Here is an 18,658-nt window from a genome sequence, read left to right as displayed (position 1 = left end):
GCTGGGCCTCGAGCAGGGCGCGCAGTTCATCGTCCGGTGACACGGGGTGTCCCGGGGCGCCGCGGGTGCCCGCGGCCAGGGTGATGAACTGGGTGGTTTGCATGTCCACCAGCATGCGCCGAATCCGGACGCCTGGAAGGCGGGGTTCGGAAGTCTGTGGATGGCGACCCGGTCGATCAACAGGTGTCCGATCGATGCTTGCGTCCTGGCTGGATCCGGAGGATCATGACCCGGTGCGGTATGGGTGGCCGGGCGCGGATCAGCCGAGCAAAACGGAATTGGCAGCCACCAGTTAGACGGTTGCCTCGACGTCGATGATGCTCCGGTGCAGGGATCCGCCCGGTTGCGCAGCAGGGCCCAGTTCCCGTCGGGGCGGCCGGAAGGATGCATCCCACGCTGCCGGGATTGACGACCATGCGCCGATCGACCCGCCGGATGAAGGACATGTGTGTGTCCGCAGACCACGGTTCGCCGCGCAGCGGACAGCCCTGCGAAGACCTCCGCCCGGTGTTCCGGCCGGGTGTCCACCAGCACGACGTCCTCTTCGTCTCGCGGAGTTCCGTGGCAGAAGAGCACCGCCCCGTTCCTCGAGCGATTCCGGATGCAGCACTCGCTCCAGCAGCGCAACATGTCCCGGGTTTGGCTGCGTGGATCTTGTGGCAGCGGCTAGATATCAGTGTCATCCACTTCGCGGGTGGTCTTGGTGACTCCACCATCGCCCTGTCCATTGACGGTCCGTCGTGTGGAGACGGATCGGCGACGGCGGAACGTGAAGACAAGTCCAAGCACAAAGATCACGACGCCGGCCCCCATGAGCAGGTTCCCGACCAGTGGAAGATCCAGCCAGCTCACTTCGACATTCAGTGCGAAGCGAAGGACCGCACCAATAACAAAAAGCAATATTCCGGCACCGATACTCATAATGTTTCCGCCTTCCTGGGCGACTTTGCATTAAAGAACGTCTTGATCCGTGATTCCAGCATACTAATTTTCGCCTGTCATGCCACCCATTGGTGATGCTGCGTTAGGTGTCAAGCAACTGGCGCAGCACGTATTGCAGGATGCCGCCGTGGCGGTAGTAGGCCTCCTCGGCCGGGGTGTCGATGCGCACCCGCATGGTGATCTCACGGGTGCTTCCGTCTGCCTCCACGGCGACCCTGACCTCGTCGGGCAGCGACTCGGTCCCGGCCAGCCCGGCGATGGAGAAGACCTCCTCGCCGTTGAGGCCCAGGGACTCGGCGGTTTCGCCGTCGCGGAACTGCAGCGGCAGCACGCCCATGCCGATCAGATTGGAGCGGTGGATCCGCTCGAACGAGGTGGCAAGCACTGCCTTGACGCCCAGCAGCAGGGTGCCCTTGGCCGCCCAGTCGCGGGAGGATCCCGAGCCGTAGTCCGACCCGGCCAGGATCACCAGCGGCGTGTGCTCCCGCGCGTAGGCCAGCGAGGCGTCGAAGATGGTCGTGGTTTCGGTGCCGGGCAGGTGCCGGGTGAAGCCGCCCTCGACTCCGGGCACCAGCTTGTTGCGCAGGCGCACGTTGGCGAAGGTCCCGCGGATCATCACGTGGTGGTTGCCGCGCCTCGAGCCGTAGGAGTTGAAGTCCGCCGGCTCCACTCCCAGGGACAGCAGGTAGGCGCCGGCGGGGGAGTCCTTCCGGATGGAACCGGCAGGGGAGATGTGGTCGGTGGTGACCGAGTCGCCCAGGTAGGCCAGCACGCGCGCGCCGGTCACGTCTCCGATGGGATCCGGGGCGCGGCCCACGCCGTCGAAATACGGCGGGCGCTGCACATAGGTGGAGTCCTCGTCCCAGGCGAACCGGTCGCCCTCCGGGATGTGCATCCCGCGCCAGTTTTCATCGCCCCGGTAGACATCCGCGTAGCCCTTGGTGAACATCGAGGCCTCGAGGTTGGCATCGACCACTGCCTTGATCTCCTGGCTGGTGGGCCAGATGTCCCGCAGGTACACCGGGTTGCCGTCGGTGCCGTTGCCCAGCGAGTCGTTGAGCAAATCCACGTGCATGGAGCCGGCCAGGGCATAGGCGATGACCAGCGGCGGGGAGGCCAGGAAGTTCATCTTGACCTCGGAGTGGATGCGCCCCTCGAAGTTGCGGTTGCCCGAGAGCACCGAGGCCACGGAAAGGTCGTGGGAGTTCACCGCCTCGCTGACCTCGGGGATCAGCGGTCCGGAGTTGCCGATGCAGGTGGTGCAGCCGTAGCCGACCAGGTCGAAGCCCAGGGCCTCCAGATACGGGGTGAGCCCGGAGCGGTTGTAGTAGTCGGTGACCACCCGGGATCCCGGGGCCAGGGTGGTCTTGACCCATGGCTTGGAGCGAAGCCCGCGCTCAACCGCCTTCTTGGCCAGCAGCGCGGCGCCCAGCATCACGGTGGGGTTGGAGGTGTTGGTGCAGGAAGTGATCGCCGCGATGACGACCGAGCCGTGGTCGAGCGTCTCGGGGTTGCCCCCGAGGTTGACGCTGGCGGGCCTGGATGGCCAAGTGACGGCGGGCTCCTCGTCGCTGAGGCCGTGGGGCGGCACATCGCGTTCGATCCTGGAGCTGACCGCCAGCGGATCACTGGCGGGGAAGGAATCGGCCTCGGCGTCATCGAGCCCGCCGGCGATGGCCTCCTCGTGGGTGTCCCCGGCCAGCAGCCGGCGCACCGCTCCCTGCGCCGCAGCCAGCGGGATGCGGTCCTGGGGCCGCTTGGGCCCTGCCAGCGAGGGGACCACGGTGCCAAGGTCCAGCTCGAGGACCTGGCTGAAGTCCGGGACGTGCAGTGGATCGTGCCAGAGCCCCTGTGCCTTGGCGTATGCCTCGACCAGCTTGACCTGGTGGTCGGGGCGGCCGGTGAGCCGCAGGTAGTCCAGGGTCTCGGCGTCGATGGGGAAGAGTGCGCCGGTGGAACCGTACTCCGGGGACATGTTGCCCAGGGTGGCGCGGGTGGCCAGCGGGACATTGGAGACCCCGGGGCCGAAGAAGTCGACGAACATGCCCACCACGCGGAGATTGCGCAGCAGCTCGGCGACGGTGAGCACCAGGTCGGTGGCGGTGGTGCCCTCGGACAGCTCGCCGGTGAGCTTGAGTCCCACGACCTGCGGGATGAGCAGGCTCATGGGCTGGCCGAGCATCGCCGCCTCGGCCTCGATGCCGCCCACGCCCCAGCCCAGCACGCCCAGGCCGTTGACCATCGGGGTGTGCGAGTCGGTGCCGACCAGGGTGTCGGGATAGGCCCGTAGCCCGTCGGGACCCTCCGAAGTGAACACGACACGGGAGAGGTATTCGAGGTTGACCTGGTGGCAGATCCCGGTGTCCGGCGGGACCACCAGGAAGTCGTCGAAGGAATGCTGGGCCCAGCGCAGCAGCTGGTAGCGCTCCTGGTTGCGCTCGAACTCGTAGTTGGCGTTGACGGAAAAGGCGTCGGAACGGGCGAAGACGTCGGCGATCACAGAGTGGTCGATGACCAGCTCGGCGGGGATCAGCGGGTTGACCTTCCTCGCGTCGCCGCCCAGGGCGGTCATGGCGTCGCGCATTGCCACCAGGTCGACGACGCAGGGCACCCCGGTGAAGTCCTGCATCAACACGCGGGCCGGGGTGTACTGAATTTCGCGCGAGGCCTCGGCGGCCGGGTCCCAGGAGGCCAGGGCGTTGACTTGTTCGGCGGTGACCAGCCTGCCGTCCTCGTTGCGCAGCAGGTTTTCCAGCAGCACCTTGAGGCTGTAGGGCAGGCGGGAGGAGTTTTCGATGGCGTCGATGCGGTGGATCTCGTAGCTTTGCCCGTCGACCTCAAGCTTGGAACGGGAATTGAAGGAGTTGCTGGACATGGAAGCGTCGTCCTCTCAGGAATGCTGGCGACCACCGTGCCGGTGGCCGGGTGCTGCGTGTTTGGCAGAAGATGCCGGCGATGTGCTTGCTTCCATCGCCACCTCCAATTCCTGGTGCGTGCCCGGATCGACAATCGGTGGTCCCCCTGGCGGCCGGCGCGGGGATGGGGTGCTTCCAGCGGGGACCTGCGGTTTTCCCGTACCGGCACGGTGGCAGGATCGGAACGACTCGCCCGCTGACCGCAGGCGTGCACAGGGTCTTGGCTTGCGGCTTGCGGCTTGCGGCTTGTTTCGCCGTGCGAATGTACCCGGCGACTGCTTTCAACCTACCGCCGGGGAACGGAATTGGCCATGGTTCGACGACTTGTGGGCAGGGTGGGTGCGGGGCGGGCTCCGGAGGCGGATCCTTGACCCGCACGGGGTGCCCGGGACATCCTTGGGCAAGAGAGTTTGCCGCGGGGAACGAGGAGAACATGAAGAAGTTTTCACTGACGGCCATTGCCCGGACCCAGATGCAGACCGCGGCCACGGTGTCGAGCGGGCGCGCGGCCAGCACCGTGTTCGGCGGGCACGAGCACACCTTGCGTCAGACGGTCATCGGCTTGGCCGCCGGCACCGAACTGAAGGAACACATCAACCCCGGCGAGGCAACGGTCATGGTGCTCAGCGGCCGGATCCGCCTGGACTCGGGCGGCGAGTCCTGGGAGGCGCGGACAGGCGACCTGCTGGTGATGCCGCCGGGCTATTCGCAGATCACCGCGCTGGAGGAATCGGGCCTGTTGCTCAGTGTGGCCAAGACCGATCGGTAGGCCGTTGGAGGCACGCAGCGGCAGTCGTCGGACCGGTCAACCGGTGTGGAGGCCGTGAGGCATTGAACACATAGTGGTGTCCGTTCCTGCGGATACCCGGTCTCTTAAGAGACACTAAAAACAATGACTACCTTGATTGCGCTTCAGGCCGCGACCGCCGACACTTCCGGCGGAAGCCTGATCACGAGATTTGCCGACTGGGCGGTGCACCTGATGGAGGTCATCGGGGCACCTGGTGCCGCACTGGCCATTGCGCTGGAAAACCTCTTCCCGCCGCTGCCCTCCGAGGTCATCCTGCCGCTGGCCGGATTCACCGCCAGCCGCGGGTCATTCTCCCTGGTCGAGGCGCTGCTCTGGACCACGATCGGCTCGATCTTCGGCGCCTACGCCCTGTATTGGGTCGGCCGGGCACTGGGGCGCGAACGCACCCGGGCGATCGTCGGCTGGCTCCCGCTGGTGGACCTCGAGGACGTCGACAAGGTCGAGGGGTGGTTTGAGCGCAACGGCGCCAAGGCGGTGTTCTTCGGCCGCATGATCCCGATTTTCCGCTCGCTGATCTCCATTCCCGCCGGCATCACCAAGATGAACCAGGTCAAGTTCCTGGGGCTCACCGCCGCCGGTTCGCTGATCTGGAACTCCATCTTCGTGCTCGCCGGGTTCTACCTGGGCGAGAACTGGCACGTGGTCGAGGCCTATGCAGACGTGTTCCAGAAGATCGTCATCGTCGTCGTGTTCCTGCTGCTGGTGCTGTGGGTCGTGCTGAAGGTCCGCAAGACGAAGGCGAAGAAGGCCGCGGCATTGCAGGAAGCGGACGCCGCCAAGTAGCAGCAACGTCGAACCGAGTCCCCTGGGCCCGGACACGCTTGAGAACTTCGCAACTTGCGAGGCGGACGAGTGGGTCCGGGCTTCTTGCTGTCCGGACCCCGTAGCATCCCCTCGGCGATGCGGCTGCCGCAGGTCGTGCGACTTTCCTGTTGGATGAAGGTCCACGTGTGGATTGTGACCCAGTTGCTGAGGTCGTGCCGAATGCCATGGCCGCGGTTGATGTCGGTCATTTGCGGTAACCTACAAGCAAGCCCTAGCAGACTGCAACTTGGCCCAGAACCTCCAAGGAGTACATCATGTTGAACCCGCTCGACCTCGACTCGAATTCGTCCGTGCAGGCAGGGAACCCGCTGGTGTTGGAGCCGCCGAAGCCAGTAGCCGAGGTTGCGGTTCATGCTCCGGAGAAGGTCGGTGGCATGATCCTGGTGGATGCCGACGCGCAGCAGAAGCACGCTGAGAACGCCAATACCTTTCTTGATGACCTGCTGGCTACCCCGCTCCAGAGCCCGGAGTTTCAGACCAAGCTGGCCCAGCTGACCCGGCTGGGCGAGGGCACGATGCAGCAGGCAAGCGGCGCTTCCAATCGAATGTTGAAGAGGCCCGCAGCCGCTCTTGCAGCGACCGGCGCGGACCCTGCGTCGCGGACCGGCAACACTTTGGTGGAATTGCGACAGATCGTAACCGAGCTAGACCCCAAGCGCCATGATTTGACTGGCAGGAAGCGTATCCTGAAGTTCCTGCCCGGGGGCAGCGCCATCCAGCGATACTTCTTGAAATACGAGTCCTCGCAAGAGCAACTCGACGCCATTACCAAGGCACTCAAGGGCGGGCAGGACGACCTTCGGCAGGACAACGCTGCCATCCAGACCGAACGCGATGCTCTCTGGGCGGCGATGGGGAAGTTGGCGAACTACGCCGTGCTCGCGAGCCACCTGGGAGACGGTTTGGAGCGGCGGATTGAAGAGCTGCGTAACGTGGGTAAAGCGGACGATGCCACAACCCTCGAAGCCGATGCCCTCTACTACGTCCGCCAGCGCCACCAAGACTTGTTGACCCAGATGGCGGTGTCCATCCAAGGGTATTTGGCTCTTGATGTGGTCAAGAAGAACAACTCGGAGCTGATCAAGGGCGTGGATCGGGCGCTCGACACCACTCTCTCTGCGCTGCGGGTCGCGGTGATAGTTGCGCAAGCCCTGGCTCAGCAAAAGATCGTTCTGGCGCAAATTGATGCCCTCAACTCGACTACGTCAGACTTGATTGTCTCGACCTCGGAGCTCCTCCGTTCCCAAGGTACTGCCATTCACAAGAATGCTGCCCGAGCCACGATCGACTCCACCAAGTTGCAGCAGGCATTCGACAACGTCTTCCAGGCGATGGACGAGATCGACAGGTTCAAGACGGAAGCAGCACGGGCGATGAAGCAGACGGTGCAGGTTCTTGAGGGTCAAGTGGGCCGAGCGCGACGTCAGCTTGAGCGCAGTCACGCCTCCGACGCAGCCACCACGCACAACCGAAGGACGCAGTGATGTCACGCCTCACCGCAGGAAACCTCGTCAGGGTAACCCTCGCGTTCTTTTTCTTGCTTTTTGTCGCTTTTTACGTGCTCGTCATCGGGGTGGGTGCCAAGAACAAGAAGGTGATTCTTGAGGGTGGGCTCTACGCCGCCGCCTTCATTGCTGCCGTTTCCCTTTCCGGGGCCAGTGGTGCTTTTGCCGGTTTCGCGGTGATGGGCCTATCGGCCGTGCGGTCCTACATGCTTCGCGATCTCTGGCTCCCTAGGCGGGTTCGGAGACCGCAGCATGGCGCTACGCTCCAGGCGCACGCACCTACGCAAGCACCCTCCCAGCCGTCTCCGGCCGCAACGTCGCTCGCCGGGCCGTCGGACGACCTGTCGACCGCCCTGGCATGGGTGAGCTCGCAGGCCAAGCAGAACAAGCACCGCCTTCCGGCTGATACGTACGTCACCATCCTGGAAACCTGCCAGATGCTGGACTCGGTAGTCGACGCGGAAAGTCGGCAGCCGTCCGGAGATGCGCGGTTTGAGTATGAACTGGAAGCTATGGTGAGGGAGTACCTGCCAACGGTTCTTCGGGGATTTCTGGCCATACCGCCGAGCATGGTGGACAACCGGCAACCAAACGGAAGAACACCCAACGAGGAACTGGTTGAACAACTTCGGCTCCTCCTCGGACAGGCCGAGACGCTGCACTCCACCCGTCACAGCCAAACCTCGGCGGACTTGACCACCACCGGCAACTTCCTGAGAGAGCGGTTCGGGCATCACCAACCAGGTGGATTCGACTTTGGGATCAAGTAAGAGATCACGTCCGTAGGTGATTGTGTTTCGTCGAGTGAATGCAGACACGAGCCCTTAAGAAGAATCGTCGCGATACCCTGTGAGACCAGCGCGACTGCGAATTGATATTCGTGAGCTAACGAGTCACGCTCAGGAAGTACCCTATGTGGCCGCAAGGAGGACTCGTCGCAGCCCAATCACTCTGAGCCACTGCCCTTTCCTAAAAGCCGCAATGTCTCCCGATGCCTAGTTCGTCGCGATTCCAGTGACTGTGCCACCAATAATGTCTTGACTCCTCCAGGTTCCAAGAACGTACACGATCGTGGTTTGGCCTCTGCGTGGGTCGTATATGGGAACAGGGGCCCTCGCGGGTACAAGCCAGCTAACCATTGTGTGGCACATCCCTGGGTTCAGCTGCGATGGAGTGGGGCGCAATGTCTGTTCGGTATAGCTAAGGTCGAACGGTGAAAACGGGATCTTAAGCGGCTTCGGTTTCTGCCGGCCGACCAGCCTGGAGTCGCATTCATCCTATTCCCGTACGAAGGCATACGCTGTCCGTGGGCGGCTGTGGTAAATCTGACCGGGCTTCGACGCTTGTTTGTGTCACTTTTCAAGGTCGGCTGCACTGTTAACCGCGTGATTCCGCAAGCGGTGCAAGCGAGTGTGAACAATTGGTGATCGAACCCAGTTGCACTACGAGTTAGTACATGTCGAAGTCGTCTGCACCGAGTACCTGCAGATCTTGCTCCGCGTCGAGTATCTATCCCAAGTGCGCCTCGAGGTGTTCCCAATACGGGGCTAGTTACCTACAGCGTTGCTCCGTTTGCCTGAACCTCCGTTCCGATCAGGCCCCGGCTTAGCGTCAACTGCGGTCCCTTGCAGCTCAGAACCCCTAGCGAAAGTGCCAGCCGTGGCCAGGTACTGTAATTCGCGCCACATGCGGGGGTCGCGGTGACCAAGGCGTGGGGGATCGGCGGTATTCTTTGGTGCGTGGCCCTGGACTTTACATCGATCGACTTTGAAACCGCCAACGGATTCCGTGGCTCCGCCTGCAGCGTCGGACTCAGCCGGGTCCGCAACGGCACGATCGTCGAGGAAGCCTCCTGGCTGATGCGGCCGCCAGAGGGTTTTGACCACTTCGATGCGCGCAATGTGATGATCCACCGCATCACCGCCGACATGGTGGCCGACGCCCCGCGCTTCGGGGAACTGTTCACCCCCATGGCCAACTTCATCGGCACCGACACCCTCGTGGCGCACAACGCTGCCTTCGACCTCGGCGTGATCCGCTCCGCCCTGGAGGTCTCCGAGCTGGCCGGCCCGGCGTTTGACTACGCCTGCACCGTGAAGATGTCCCGGCGCACCTATGAGCTCTCCTCCTACTCGCTGCCGTTCGTGGCCGAGGAGGCCGGATCGCCGATGGAAAACCACCACGATGCGCTGGCCGATGCCCGGGCGTGCGCGCACATCATGATCGACATCGCCCGCCGCCAGGAGGCCGACGCGGTGGCTGCCGCGGCGCAGTCGCTGAAGGTGAAGATGGGCTTCGCCCCGGCCTATGTGCCGGGCGACGTGCTCTCCAAGGCCACCCGCGACGCCCGGGGCTGGGCCGCCAGCGGCAACCCGGTGCCGGTGCAGCCCGAGTGGGCAGCCTGGCCGCAGGAGGGCGAGGACCGCACCGGGGACGCGCAGGCGGACCCGGCGCACCCGCTCTACGGCGAGATGGTCGTGTTCACCGGCAACCTGCGCATCTCCCGCCAAGTGGCCAAGGACCGGGCCGCCGAGCGCGGCGCCAACACCGCCAGCCGCGTCACCCGCGCCACCACGGTGCTGGTGGTCGGCGACGGCTTCGTGCCCGAGGACCTGTCCACCGGCCGGCTCACCGGCAAGGCCAAGCGGGTGCTGCGCCTCCAGGAGGCCGGGCAGCCGGTCGCGATCCTCGCCGAGGGCGAGTTCCTGCAGCTGATCGACGGCTTCGACGCCGCCTAGTTAAGCCCGGCGCCGCCCGCGCAGTTCCCGCAGGGCGCCAAAACCCTCGCGGACCAATTGACCCACGCTGGCCTCGGGCACGAACGCCCGCGCCATAGCCCCGGCAATCCGTGGCAGGTCCGATTCGTCGCGGTAGACCAGGTACAGCGGCACGGTGCGCGGATTGAACTTGGCCTTGAACGCCTGCAGGGAACCGAACCCGTACAGCGGCTCCAGGGCCCGGGACAGGGCCCCCAGCACCCGGTCCACCGGTTCCTCGGCCGGTTGGTGTTGGGTGTGGGCCAGGGGCGCTCCGGAGAGTGAGGCGAACTGTTCACCCTCGGCGGCAAAGGCGCGCAACGAGGAGGCGATGAGAAACTCCATGACCGGTCCGAAGCCGCCCTCGCGCCGACGCATCAGATCGAGGGTCCAGCCGACGACGGCCCCGCCCGGGGCGTGGACCGGCAGCCAGGACAGGAATCCCTGGACCTGGCCGTGCGCATCCACGGCCAGCGCCACGCGCACCGCCGGGTCCTCGGCCTCGGTGAGGGTGCCCAGGGTGAAGCGCAGCTGCGGCAGCGACTTGTCTCCGACCCAGGTGCTGGAAATCTCCTCCAGTTGGCGGCGCACGGCGGCCGGTTCGTCGATCAGCAGGGTAAGCCTGAACCCGACCCGTTCCCTGGCCGCCCGGTTCAGGGCGGTGCGCACATCGGACCAGGCCTTGCCCGCGAATTCCAGCTGCGGCAGGTCGATGAGCGTGTCCCGGGCAATTTGCATGGCCCGCCAGCGATCCGCGGGTGCGGCAGGAGGCGCGGAGGCGGAGAAGAAGCAGGGGATGAGCCCGGCTTCCTCGGCGGCGAGCGAAAAATCCTCCATGGCAGCATCCCTGTCCCCGGCCGGTCCCACGGGGTCCGACAGGGCGATGGCGCAACCGGCATGGACCTGGTAGGCAAGCAGGGATCCGCCGGGACTGCGGTGATGCTCGTTCCCGTCCCAGGTCCCCATCCAGGAGAGCGTGCCGCCGCCGTGGAGCTTCAGCGCGGTCACCACCTCGGCCCTCTCCAGCGGAGCCTGCCGGGCATCCGCGCGCAGCCGGCGGTGCCGCAGGATCCCGAAGGCCCGCCAGCACACCAGCAGGTGCGCCGCCAGCAGCAGCCACAGCCCGGCCACGGCCGCGGCCAGCGAGGCCAGGGACGAGCCGTGGGGAAGCTGCGGGCCCATGGTGAGAACGAGGCTGACCCCGAGCGCACCGCGCAGCACATTGAGCACGGCCATGACCAGTGCGGCGAGCCAGGCGATGCGGCGGCCCGAACGCAGTCCGCGGGCCAACCCGATGGCCAGGGCGGCATCCAGCAGCACCGCGATGCGCCCGCCGCCGGCGTGGGTGGGGCCGAAGGGCCCGTGCGTGGGCACGACGATGGTCAGGATCTGGACCGAGACCAGGCCCAGCAATCCCACCCAGGCGATGAAGCGCTGTTCGCGCAGATTTGGCCGGGAGATGCTGCGGTGCTTGAAGACCAGCACCAGCAGGATCGCGGCGCTGTGTTCCAAGTCTGGGACCTCCCCGAAGAGGGTTGCGCCCAGCACCGCGAAGGCCAGCAGCAGGAATTGCCAGCGGCCCCGCCAGGGTTGGCGCACGTGGCAGGCTGCCAGTGTCAGGCAGGCGAAGATGCCGCCGGAGGGGCCGCTGTCGACGTCGTTGGCAAGGGAGTCGATCCACGCGGAGCCCAGGTCGCGGAACAGCAGCAGGGTGGCGGCGGTCAGCAGGACCGAGGCGAGGTGGCCGCCGAAGAAGGCAAGCACCGCGGTCCTGGTGCCCCGGGTGGCTTCCAGCCAACCCACGCCCAGCGGGATGAGCACCAGCACGCTGAGGTAGCCCGCGGGTTCGGCGAGGATGAACATGCCGCTGAGCGTGGTGAACCAGTTTCCGGTGCTGAAGGAGGGCAGCCCGTAGGACAGCTCGGCGAGCCATGCCTGCTGCCCCGAACCTCCGGCCAGGGTGCCGGTCGCGATCCCGGCGCCGAGGACCACCAGCCAGAGCCCCGCAGTGAACGGGGCCGTGGCGAAGATGCCGCGCACCGCCCGCGCCGCGGAATGGAGCGGGCCATTTCTGGTGTCCGGGTGCGCGGCCGGCATCGGGGTTTGGCTACTCGCCGACGGTGAGCTTGACCCAGCGATCGTGCATGGCATCGAGGATCGGGTCGATTTCCGAGGCCGGGCGGTGGGCCACCGCATCGGTGCCCTGCACCGCTGCAAGCAGCGCCGTGGCGTACGCGGCGGTTTCGGCATCGGGCTCCTCGCCCAGGGACTCGAAGAGCGCGTCGTAGGCGGCCTTCGGTTCGGTACGCGCCAGCGCGTTCGTCACGTAGGTCGTGGCCCGGAACAGTCCCGCTCCGGCCGTCATGTCCCGTTCACGGGCTTCGGACTCGGGTGCTTCGTGCCCCTGGTCTGCAGTTTCCCCGGCCTCGGGCGCCTCGGGCTCGAATTCCTTGACCAAGGCGGCCCAACGGCCCACGGAATCGGTCCCGGATTCCAGTGCGGCCCGCACCACCAGCGCTGCGGCTCCGGCGGCGCGGTGCGCGGCCGGAGCTCCGTGGGTCAGCGCCGCGGCGTCGGTGGCGATCTTGGCGGTGGTGGCCTCATCGACCCTCGGCAGCAGGGCCACGAACGCGGCGCGGGCGAGCACCCCGGTGGTGTCGGCCGTCGGGAACAGGGGGCGGCCTACCGAGGCCATGTCGCGGTTGTCCAGGGCCAGCAGGTTCTGGCTGTCGCCCGGCGCGAAGTCAGGTGCGCCGTCGAACGCCTCGTCGATCCAGCGCGGCTGCGGCTCGGGGGCGCCTGCCGGGAAGGTCTTGTTCACGAGCTTGTACCAGCGCAGCGCGGCCAACCACATGCAAGCGGCCTCGTCGGAGGCGACGCCCTCATGGGCCCACTCCAGGGCCTCGAGCAGCCCGTCGAGCAGGTAGAGGGCAAGGGTCTCGGTCTCGCCGGGATCCTGGCCGTCGCGGGCGTGGGCGGCACCGTCGGCCACGGCCAGCAGCACACCCAGGACTCGGTCGGAAAATTCGGCGGGAAGCGCGTACTGATCAGTTGATTCACTCACCGTCCCAGTCTAGTAGTTTTCCGCCGTGTTCCCTTGCGGGTACCAACCCGTCGTGCGGTGTCGCTAATGTGGAATCCATGCGTATCTTGCACACCTCCGACTGGCACCTGGGTCGCACCTTCCACCAGGCCTCGCTGCTGGAGGCCCAGCGCGAATTCGTTGACCGGCTCGTTGCCACCATCGAGGCCGAATCGGTGGACCTGCTGCTGGTCTCCGGGGACGTCTACGACAGGGCGCTGCCCGGTGTGGACGCGGTGAAATTGTTCGACGAGACCCTTCTGAGGCTGCGCGAAACCGGGGTGCAGATGGTCATCACCAGCGGCAACCACGACTCGGCCCTGCGCCTGGGCTTCGGCTCCGCGCTGCTCGAGCATGCGGGGCTGCACCTGCGCACCTCCCTGGCCAACATCGACCGGCCCGCGGTCTTTGACGGGGACGGCTTCGGGGTGGCCGTCTACGGGCTGCCCTACCTGGAACCGCGCATGGTCGCCGAGGCCCTGGACGTCACCGAACCCGGGCACCCCCCGGTCATCCACGCGGCCCTGGAAAAGGTGCGCGCGGACCTGGCATCCCGGCAGGCCGCCGCTCACCATCCGGTGCACGGCATCGTGCTCGCCCACGTCTTTGCCGCTGGAGGCACCTCCTCGGAGTCGGAGCGCGAACTGAGCATCGGCGGGCTGGACATCGTGCCCACGTCCTATTTCGCCGACTTCACCTACGCGGCCCTGGGCCACCTGCACGGGCGGCAGAAGCTGGCCGAACACATCAGGTACTCCGGCTCCCCGATCCCGTATTCCTTCTCCGAGGCAGGGCACCGCAAGGGCGCCTGGCTGCTGGAGCTGGGCCCCGACGGGCTTCGGGAGGTGCGCGGCATCGACTGGCCCGCGGCCAAGGAGCTGCGCATCCTCAAGGGCAAGATCGATGACCTGCTCACCGAGCCGGAATACGAGTCGGCCAAGGACGCCTGGTGCCAGATCACCCTCACCGACACGCACCGCCCCGCCGGGGCCATGGAGCGGCTGCGCGGGCGCTTCCCCGACACCCTGGTGCTGAACTTCGAGCCCGAGGACCGGCCGGAGGACGAACAACACTCCTACGCCGACCGGCTGGCGGCCGCAACGTCCCCGGTGGAGGTCTGCGCCGGGTTCGTCGAGCACGTGAGATTGCGGCCGCTGAACGAGTCCGAGGAAGAGCTGGTGACCTCGGTCCTGGCCCAGGTGCGCAGCGAGAAGGTGGAACGATGAGAGTGCATTCCCTGCAGCTGGAGGCCTTTGGCCCCTTTGCCAAGCGCGCGTCCATCGACTTCGACGCGCTCTCCGAGGCAGGGATCTTCCTGCTCAACGGGGAGACCGGGGCGGGGAAGACCAGCGTGCTCGACGGGATCTGCTACGCCCTCTACGGCTCCCTGCCGGGGGTCCGCCAGGGCAGCAAGTCGCTGCGCAGCGACCATGCAGCCCCCGATGCTCTCCCGGAGGTCATCTGCGAATTCTCCACCGGCGGCCGGCGCTTCGAGGTCACCCGCTCCCCGGCGTGGGAGCGGCCCTCGGCGCGCAGCAAGAACGGCTTCACCACCGCACAGGCGCAGAGCCGGCTGCGCGAGCGCATCGACGGGGCGTGGGTGGAGAAATCCACCCGCAACGACGAAGTCGGGCACGTGCTGGCCGAGATCCTGGGCCTGGACAAGGAGCAGTTCACCAAGGTCGCGATGCTGCCCCAGGGCGCCTTCGCCGCGTTCCTGCGCGCCAAGGACAAGGACCGCGAGGACCTCTTGCGCTCGCTCTTCGACACCACCGATTACGCGATGACCGAACGGATCCTGGGCGAACGCCTGAATGCGGCCCGCGCCGAGGCCGAGGACGCCGAGCGCGCCCGCACCACGACCCTGCAGCAGCTGGCGGCCGACGCGACCTCCACGCTCTACATGGACGTGGACGTGGACGTGGACGGGGACGAGGAAGACGGGTTGCCGCTCGCTGCCCGCGAGCACCTGGATGCCGGGGAAAGCCCCGCACTCGGTGAACTGCTGCGCACCCGCGTGGCGGAAACCCGGTCCGGGCTCGCCCAGGCACGCACGAGTGCCGACGAGGCACTCGCCGCGGCGCAGAAATCCCGGACGGCCCTGGACGAACGGGCCACCCGGCACCGGCAGCTGGCCGAGCTGGGGAACCTGCGCGGCGCCCACGAGTCCCGCGCCGAGCAGATTGCCGCACTCGGTGCGCTGCTGGAGGCGGACGCCCGCGCCGTCGGACTGCTGCCCTACCACCAGCAACTCTCCGACGCCCGGGCGAAGGCCGACGCGGCACACCACTTGCTCGCCGCGGCCGCATCCGCGGTGGACACCGGCGAGGCCAACGAGGCCCTGCTCGCCCGGGAACCTGACATCGCCGCGTTGCTGGATGCGGCGCGCGACCCGGAACCCGATGCCGCCGTGCTCGAATCCCTGGCCGCCCACGGAACCGAGGCCGCGAAGGCCTCGCGCGCCGCCGCTGCCCTCATCGAGGCTGCCCTGCCCGAGGAGGAAGAACTGGAGCAGGTGCGCCGCGAGGTCCTCGCCCTGGGCAAGGGCATCGAATCCGTGACCGCCAAGCAGCTCGAACGGGCCGCCCGCATCGGGGTGATCGACGGGGAACTGCCGACGCTGCGCGAACGGCATGCCCAATTCGCCGCGCTCGCCGAATCGGCATCGGCCCTTGAAACCGCGGTACACACCGCGACCGAACGCCGCGACGCGGTGCTCGAGCGCATCAGGGCGCAGGTGGCGCAGGCAGCGGCGCACACCGCCTCCAACGCGGCGCGCACGCACACCCTGGACGCCCGCGAGCAGGTCAACGCCCTGATCGGCCTGCGGCTTGAACAATCCGCCGCCGTGCTGGCGCAGGAACTGACCGACGGGGAACCTTGCCTGGTCTGCGGTTCCACCACCCACCCCGAACCTGCCAGCTTGCCGGAGGGCGAGCTGGTCACCAGCGAAGACATCGAGGCGGCCCGGAAGGTACTGGGGCTGGCCGAAAAGGCCGAGGAGAAGCGGAATGCGGCCCTGAAGAAGGCCGAGACGGCACTGGATCTCGGCCGCGGAAAGATCGGCGAGCTAAGCACCGAGGATGCCGCCGCCCAGCTGGCGACGGCGACGGCGGCACACGCCAAGGCGCTGGCCTCGGGGAACGAAGCCACCGCCGCACAACGGGCCCTGCACGCCTCGGAAACCGAGCTCGAATCCCTGAAGGCAGCCGCGGCCGCCGCGGCCACCGAACTTCAGGTCGCCGCGGCGAAGCAGGATGCCGAAGCGGCCAGGGCCGTGAAGCTGGAGAATCGTCTGGCCAAGCTGGGCAAGGCCGGACAATCCCTGGCCGAACGCCACGCCTTCCTGGGAACCGCCGCTACCGCCCTGGAGGCGCTGGTCTCCGCCGTGCACGCAAGCGCGGACGCCGGCACCGCACTGGATGTCGCGGCGAAGCTGTGGGCAGGGAAGCTGGCCGACATCGGCGTGACCGACACCGACGCCTGGCGCGATCTGTTGCTCGACGATGCCCGGCGCACGGCCGAACAGAGAGCCGTGCGCGAACACAACGACGAGGCCGTGCGGATCAAGACGCTCGCCGAGGCGCCGGGCATCGAGCTCGCCCGCACCGAGGCCGCCACCGGGATCGGCGCCCCGGAACAGGACGAGCACGCCGCGGCAACGCAGGTGGTCACCTCCGCGACATCCGCCCGCGATGCAGTGCTGGCCCGCGATGCGGTGCTCACCAGCTATGCCGCCCGCCTGGATGCAGCACTCGAAAGGCTGGACATCCTCGCGCGGGAGGCCGGGCCGGTGCTGGATCGCTACGCCACCTTGAAGGGCATCGCCGAGCTGGCGCGCGGCGCGGGGGAGAACCGGCTGAAAATGACCCTGAGCACCTATGTGCTCGCGGCCCGGCTGGAGTCCGTGGCGCTGGCCGCCACCCAACGACTGCTGGTGATGACCGGGCAGCGCTACTCGCTGATCCACGACGACACCCCGCGCGGGAACAACAAGTCGGGCCTCGGACTGCAGATCCTCGACTCCTGGACCCAGGTGAAGCGCGACACCCAAACGCTCTCGGGCGGGGAGTCCTTCATGGCCTCGCTCGCCCTTGCGCTGGGGCTGGCCGACGTGATCCAGGCGCAATCGGGAGGCATCGACATCGAGACGCTCTTCGTCGACGAAGGCTTCGGCTCGCTGGACGCCGAAACGCTGGAACATGTCATGGACGCCCTGGAGAAGCTGCGCAGCGGGGGCAGGGTCATCGGGGTGGTGTCCCACGTCGCGGAGATGAAGCAGCGCATCGCCACCCAGCTCAACGTGCACAAGTCACGGTTCGGCTCCACCGTCTCGATGCAGATCGGGGTGTGAGCGCCGCCCTTGCGGGCCTCGGATAGACTGGCAGATGTCTGCAAAGGGTTCTGTGTAGCGGGAGGCAGGGACGCTACACGCATGTATGTGGAGTACCCGGCATCGCCATGATCAACACCGTTCCCAACAAGTCCGCCGCCCCGTCTTCGCCCTATGCGGCGCTTCCCCCGCTGGTCGGCTGGGCCTTCTTCCCGCTGGGCTTCTTTGCCCGCCTGCCCCTGGCCATGCTGACCATCGGCTCGATGACCCTGCTGATCGACTCGACCGGCTCCTATGCCGCCGGCGGCATGGCAGCCGCCATGGTCGGCCTCGGCTCGGCCGTGGGCGGACCCACCATCGGCTACCTCTCGGACCGACTGGGCCAGCGCCGCGTGCTGCTGCCCGTGGCCGTGCTGCAAGCCATCCTCATCACCGCGCTGCTGTGGTTCGGCGGTGCCGGACCCCTGGCCCCGCTGGGCGTCATCGTGCTCCTGGCGGTCCTCGCCGGGGCCACCGGCCCGCAGGTCGGCCCGCTGGCCCGCGTCCGCTGGATGGCGCTGACCCGCAAGCGCGAGACCGGGGGACGTGAGCTCTCCGCAGCACTGAGCTACGAATCGATGGTCGACGAGCTGGGCTTCGTGCTCGGCCCTGCAGCCGTCGGCCTGTTCGCGGCGCTGGTCGCACCCTGGCTTCCGCTGGCCATCGCCGCGCTGCTCACCCTGGTCCTGGTGCCGCTCTTTGCCGTGCACCGCACCGAAAAGGCGGTGGTGCCGGCGGTGAGGAATGCAGTGAAGGTCAAGCTCACCGCCCACCAGCTGACCGGGATCGCCTTCGCGGTCATCGGGATGATCGGCATGGGCACCTTCTTTGGCTCCAGCGCCGCCGGCACCCTGGCCTTTGCCGGGGCGCTGGGCAATGCGAACATCGGCGGGCTGCTCTACGCCGCCGTCGGCCTTACCTCGGCGATTGCCGCACTCTCGGTCGCGTTCTGGCCCAGCGGGTGGCCCCAGGCGAGCCGCTGGCTTGCCGCGGCGATCTTCATGGTGCCCGCGGCCCTGGCGCTGCAGCTGCCCGGCGAGCTGGTCCCGATGATTGCCGCGCTGTTGCTGGTGGGCATCCCTGTCGGCCCGATCCTGGTCACCGTCTTCACCCTCGGCGGGGAAATCGCCCCGCCGGCACGCCTATCCACGGTCATGACCCTGCTTTCCTCCGGCATCGTGGTGGGCACCGCGATCGGCAACTCCCTGGCCGGGCTGCTCGCCGACTCCCACGGCTATGCCGGCGCCTACGCGGTGGCGGCCGGTGCCGCCGGGTTGCTCCTGGCCGCAGGCATCGCGATGGCGATCCTGCGCACGGCCCAGCGTCGTTCGATGATGCGCGGAACCGGCCCGCGTTCCTAGATCCGGATCGGAAAACGAAAAAGCGGGCGGTGGGGGGGGGGGGTGTTGCTGTGGGCGGCGGGGGGGTGATTGCAAAAGAGCGACGCCCC

12 protein-coding genes are annotated in these 18,658 nt (G+C 67.2%); 8 read left to right on the top strand and 4 right to left on the bottom strand.

From position 1 onward, the window contains the following. Positions 1–666: 666 nt before the first annotated feature. Positions 667–921, bottom strand: coding sequence for a DUF6458 family protein (locus ACLQ7E_RS13490; RefSeq protein WP_411733090.1), 255 nt, complete (start codon positions 919–921; stop codon positions 667–669). Between the two features lie 103 nt (positions 922–1,024). Further along, positions 1,025–3,817, bottom strand: coding sequence for an aconitate hydratase (locus tag ACLQ7E_RS13485; protein WP_411733089.1), 2,793 nt, complete (start codon positions 3,815–3,817; stop codon positions 1,025–1,027). 473 nt (positions 3,818–4,290) lie between these two features. Between ACLQ7E_RS13485 and ACLQ7E_RS13480 the strand changes: the two genes are divergently transcribed. The 5 genes from ACLQ7E_RS13480 to ACLQ7E_RS13460 all read left to right on the top strand — a co-directional run bounded on the left by ACLQ7E_RS13480 (position 4,291) and on the right by ACLQ7E_RS13460 (position 9,736). Further along, on the top strand, positions 4,291–4,626 hold the full coding sequence (locus tag ACLQ7E_RS13480) for a cupin domain-containing protein (protein ID WP_411733088.1): 336 nt from the start codon (positions 4,291–4,293) through the stop codon (positions 4,624–4,626). Positions 4,627–4,749: 123 nt separating this feature from the next. Continuing rightward, positions 4,750–5,451 carry a DedA family protein gene (locus tag ACLQ7E_RS13475; RefSeq protein ID WP_411733087.1) on the top strand — a complete coding sequence of 234 codons (702 nt, stop codon included), beginning with the start codon at positions 4,750–4,752 and terminating at the stop codon, positions 5,449–5,451. Positions 5,452–5,747: 296 nt separating this feature from the next. Further along, on the top strand, positions 5,748–6,977 hold the full coding sequence (locus ACLQ7E_RS13470; protein ID WP_411733086.1) for a toxic anion resistance protein: 1,230 nt from the start codon (positions 5,748–5,750) through the stop codon (positions 6,975–6,977). After that, positions 6,977–7,768, top strand: a complete 792-nt coding sequence (locus ACLQ7E_RS13465; RefSeq protein WP_411733085.1) for a hypothetical protein — start codon at positions 6,977–6,979, stop codon at positions 7,766–7,768. Before ACLQ7E_RS13470 ends, ACLQ7E_RS13465 begins: the two co-directional genes overlap by 1 nt. A 969-nt stretch (positions 7,769–8,737) precedes the next feature. Continuing rightward, a complete protein-coding gene (locus ACLQ7E_RS13460; protein WP_411733091.1) occupies positions 8,738–9,736 on the top strand; it encodes an exonuclease domain-containing protein in 999 nt (332 codons plus the stop codon). On the opposite strand, the gene ACLQ7E_RS13455 is transcribed toward ACLQ7E_RS13460, so the two are convergent. Both ACLQ7E_RS13455 and ACLQ7E_RS13450 read right to left on the bottom strand, forming a co-directional pair. Next, entirely contained in the window at positions 9,737–11,851 is a 2,115-nt protein-coding gene (locus ACLQ7E_RS13455) for a bifunctional lysylphosphatidylglycerol flippase/synthetase MprF (RefSeq protein ID WP_411733084.1), read from the bottom strand. A gap of 10 nt (positions 11,852–11,861) precedes the next feature. Continuing rightward, complete coding sequence (locus tag ACLQ7E_RS13450) at positions 11,862–12,818, bottom strand: ADP-ribosylglycohydrolase family protein (RefSeq protein WP_411733083.1); 957 nt, start codon at positions 12,816–12,818, stop codon at positions 11,862–11,864. 77 nt (positions 12,819–12,895) lie between these two features. On the opposite strand from ACLQ7E_RS13450, the gene ACLQ7E_RS13445 reads away from it, so the two are divergent. The 3 genes from ACLQ7E_RS13445 (at position 12,896) to ACLQ7E_RS13435 (ending at position 18,569) form a co-directional block, all read left to right on the top strand. Continuing rightward, positions 12,896–14,062 (top strand): exonuclease SbcCD subunit D, encoded by a 1,167-nt coding sequence (locus tag ACLQ7E_RS13445; protein ID WP_411733082.1) that lies wholly within the window; start codon positions 12,896–12,898, stop codon positions 14,060–14,062. Beyond that, a complete protein-coding gene (locus ACLQ7E_RS13440) occupies positions 14,059–17,190 on the top strand; it encodes an AAA family ATPase (RefSeq protein WP_411733081.1) in 3,132 nt (1,043 codons plus the stop codon). The genes ACLQ7E_RS13445 and ACLQ7E_RS13440 overlap by 4 nt, the downstream gene beginning before the upstream one ends. 107 nt (positions 17,191–17,297) lie before the next feature. Next, positions 17,298–18,569 carry an MFS transporter gene (locus ACLQ7E_RS13435; protein ID WP_411733080.1) on the top strand — a complete coding sequence of 424 codons (1,272 nt, stop codon included), beginning with the start codon at positions 17,298–17,300 and terminating at the stop codon, positions 18,567–18,569. The last annotated feature ends 89 nt before the right edge of the window (positions 18,570–18,658 follow it).

The sequence above is a fragment of the Paeniglutamicibacter sp. genome (assembly GCF_046714615.1).
Lineage (GTDB): Bacteria > Actinomycetota > Actinomycetes > Actinomycetales > Micrococcaceae > Paeniglutamicibacter.
Note: the sequence above shows the minus strand (reverse complement) of the source record. Positions and strands in the feature narration are given on the sequence as shown.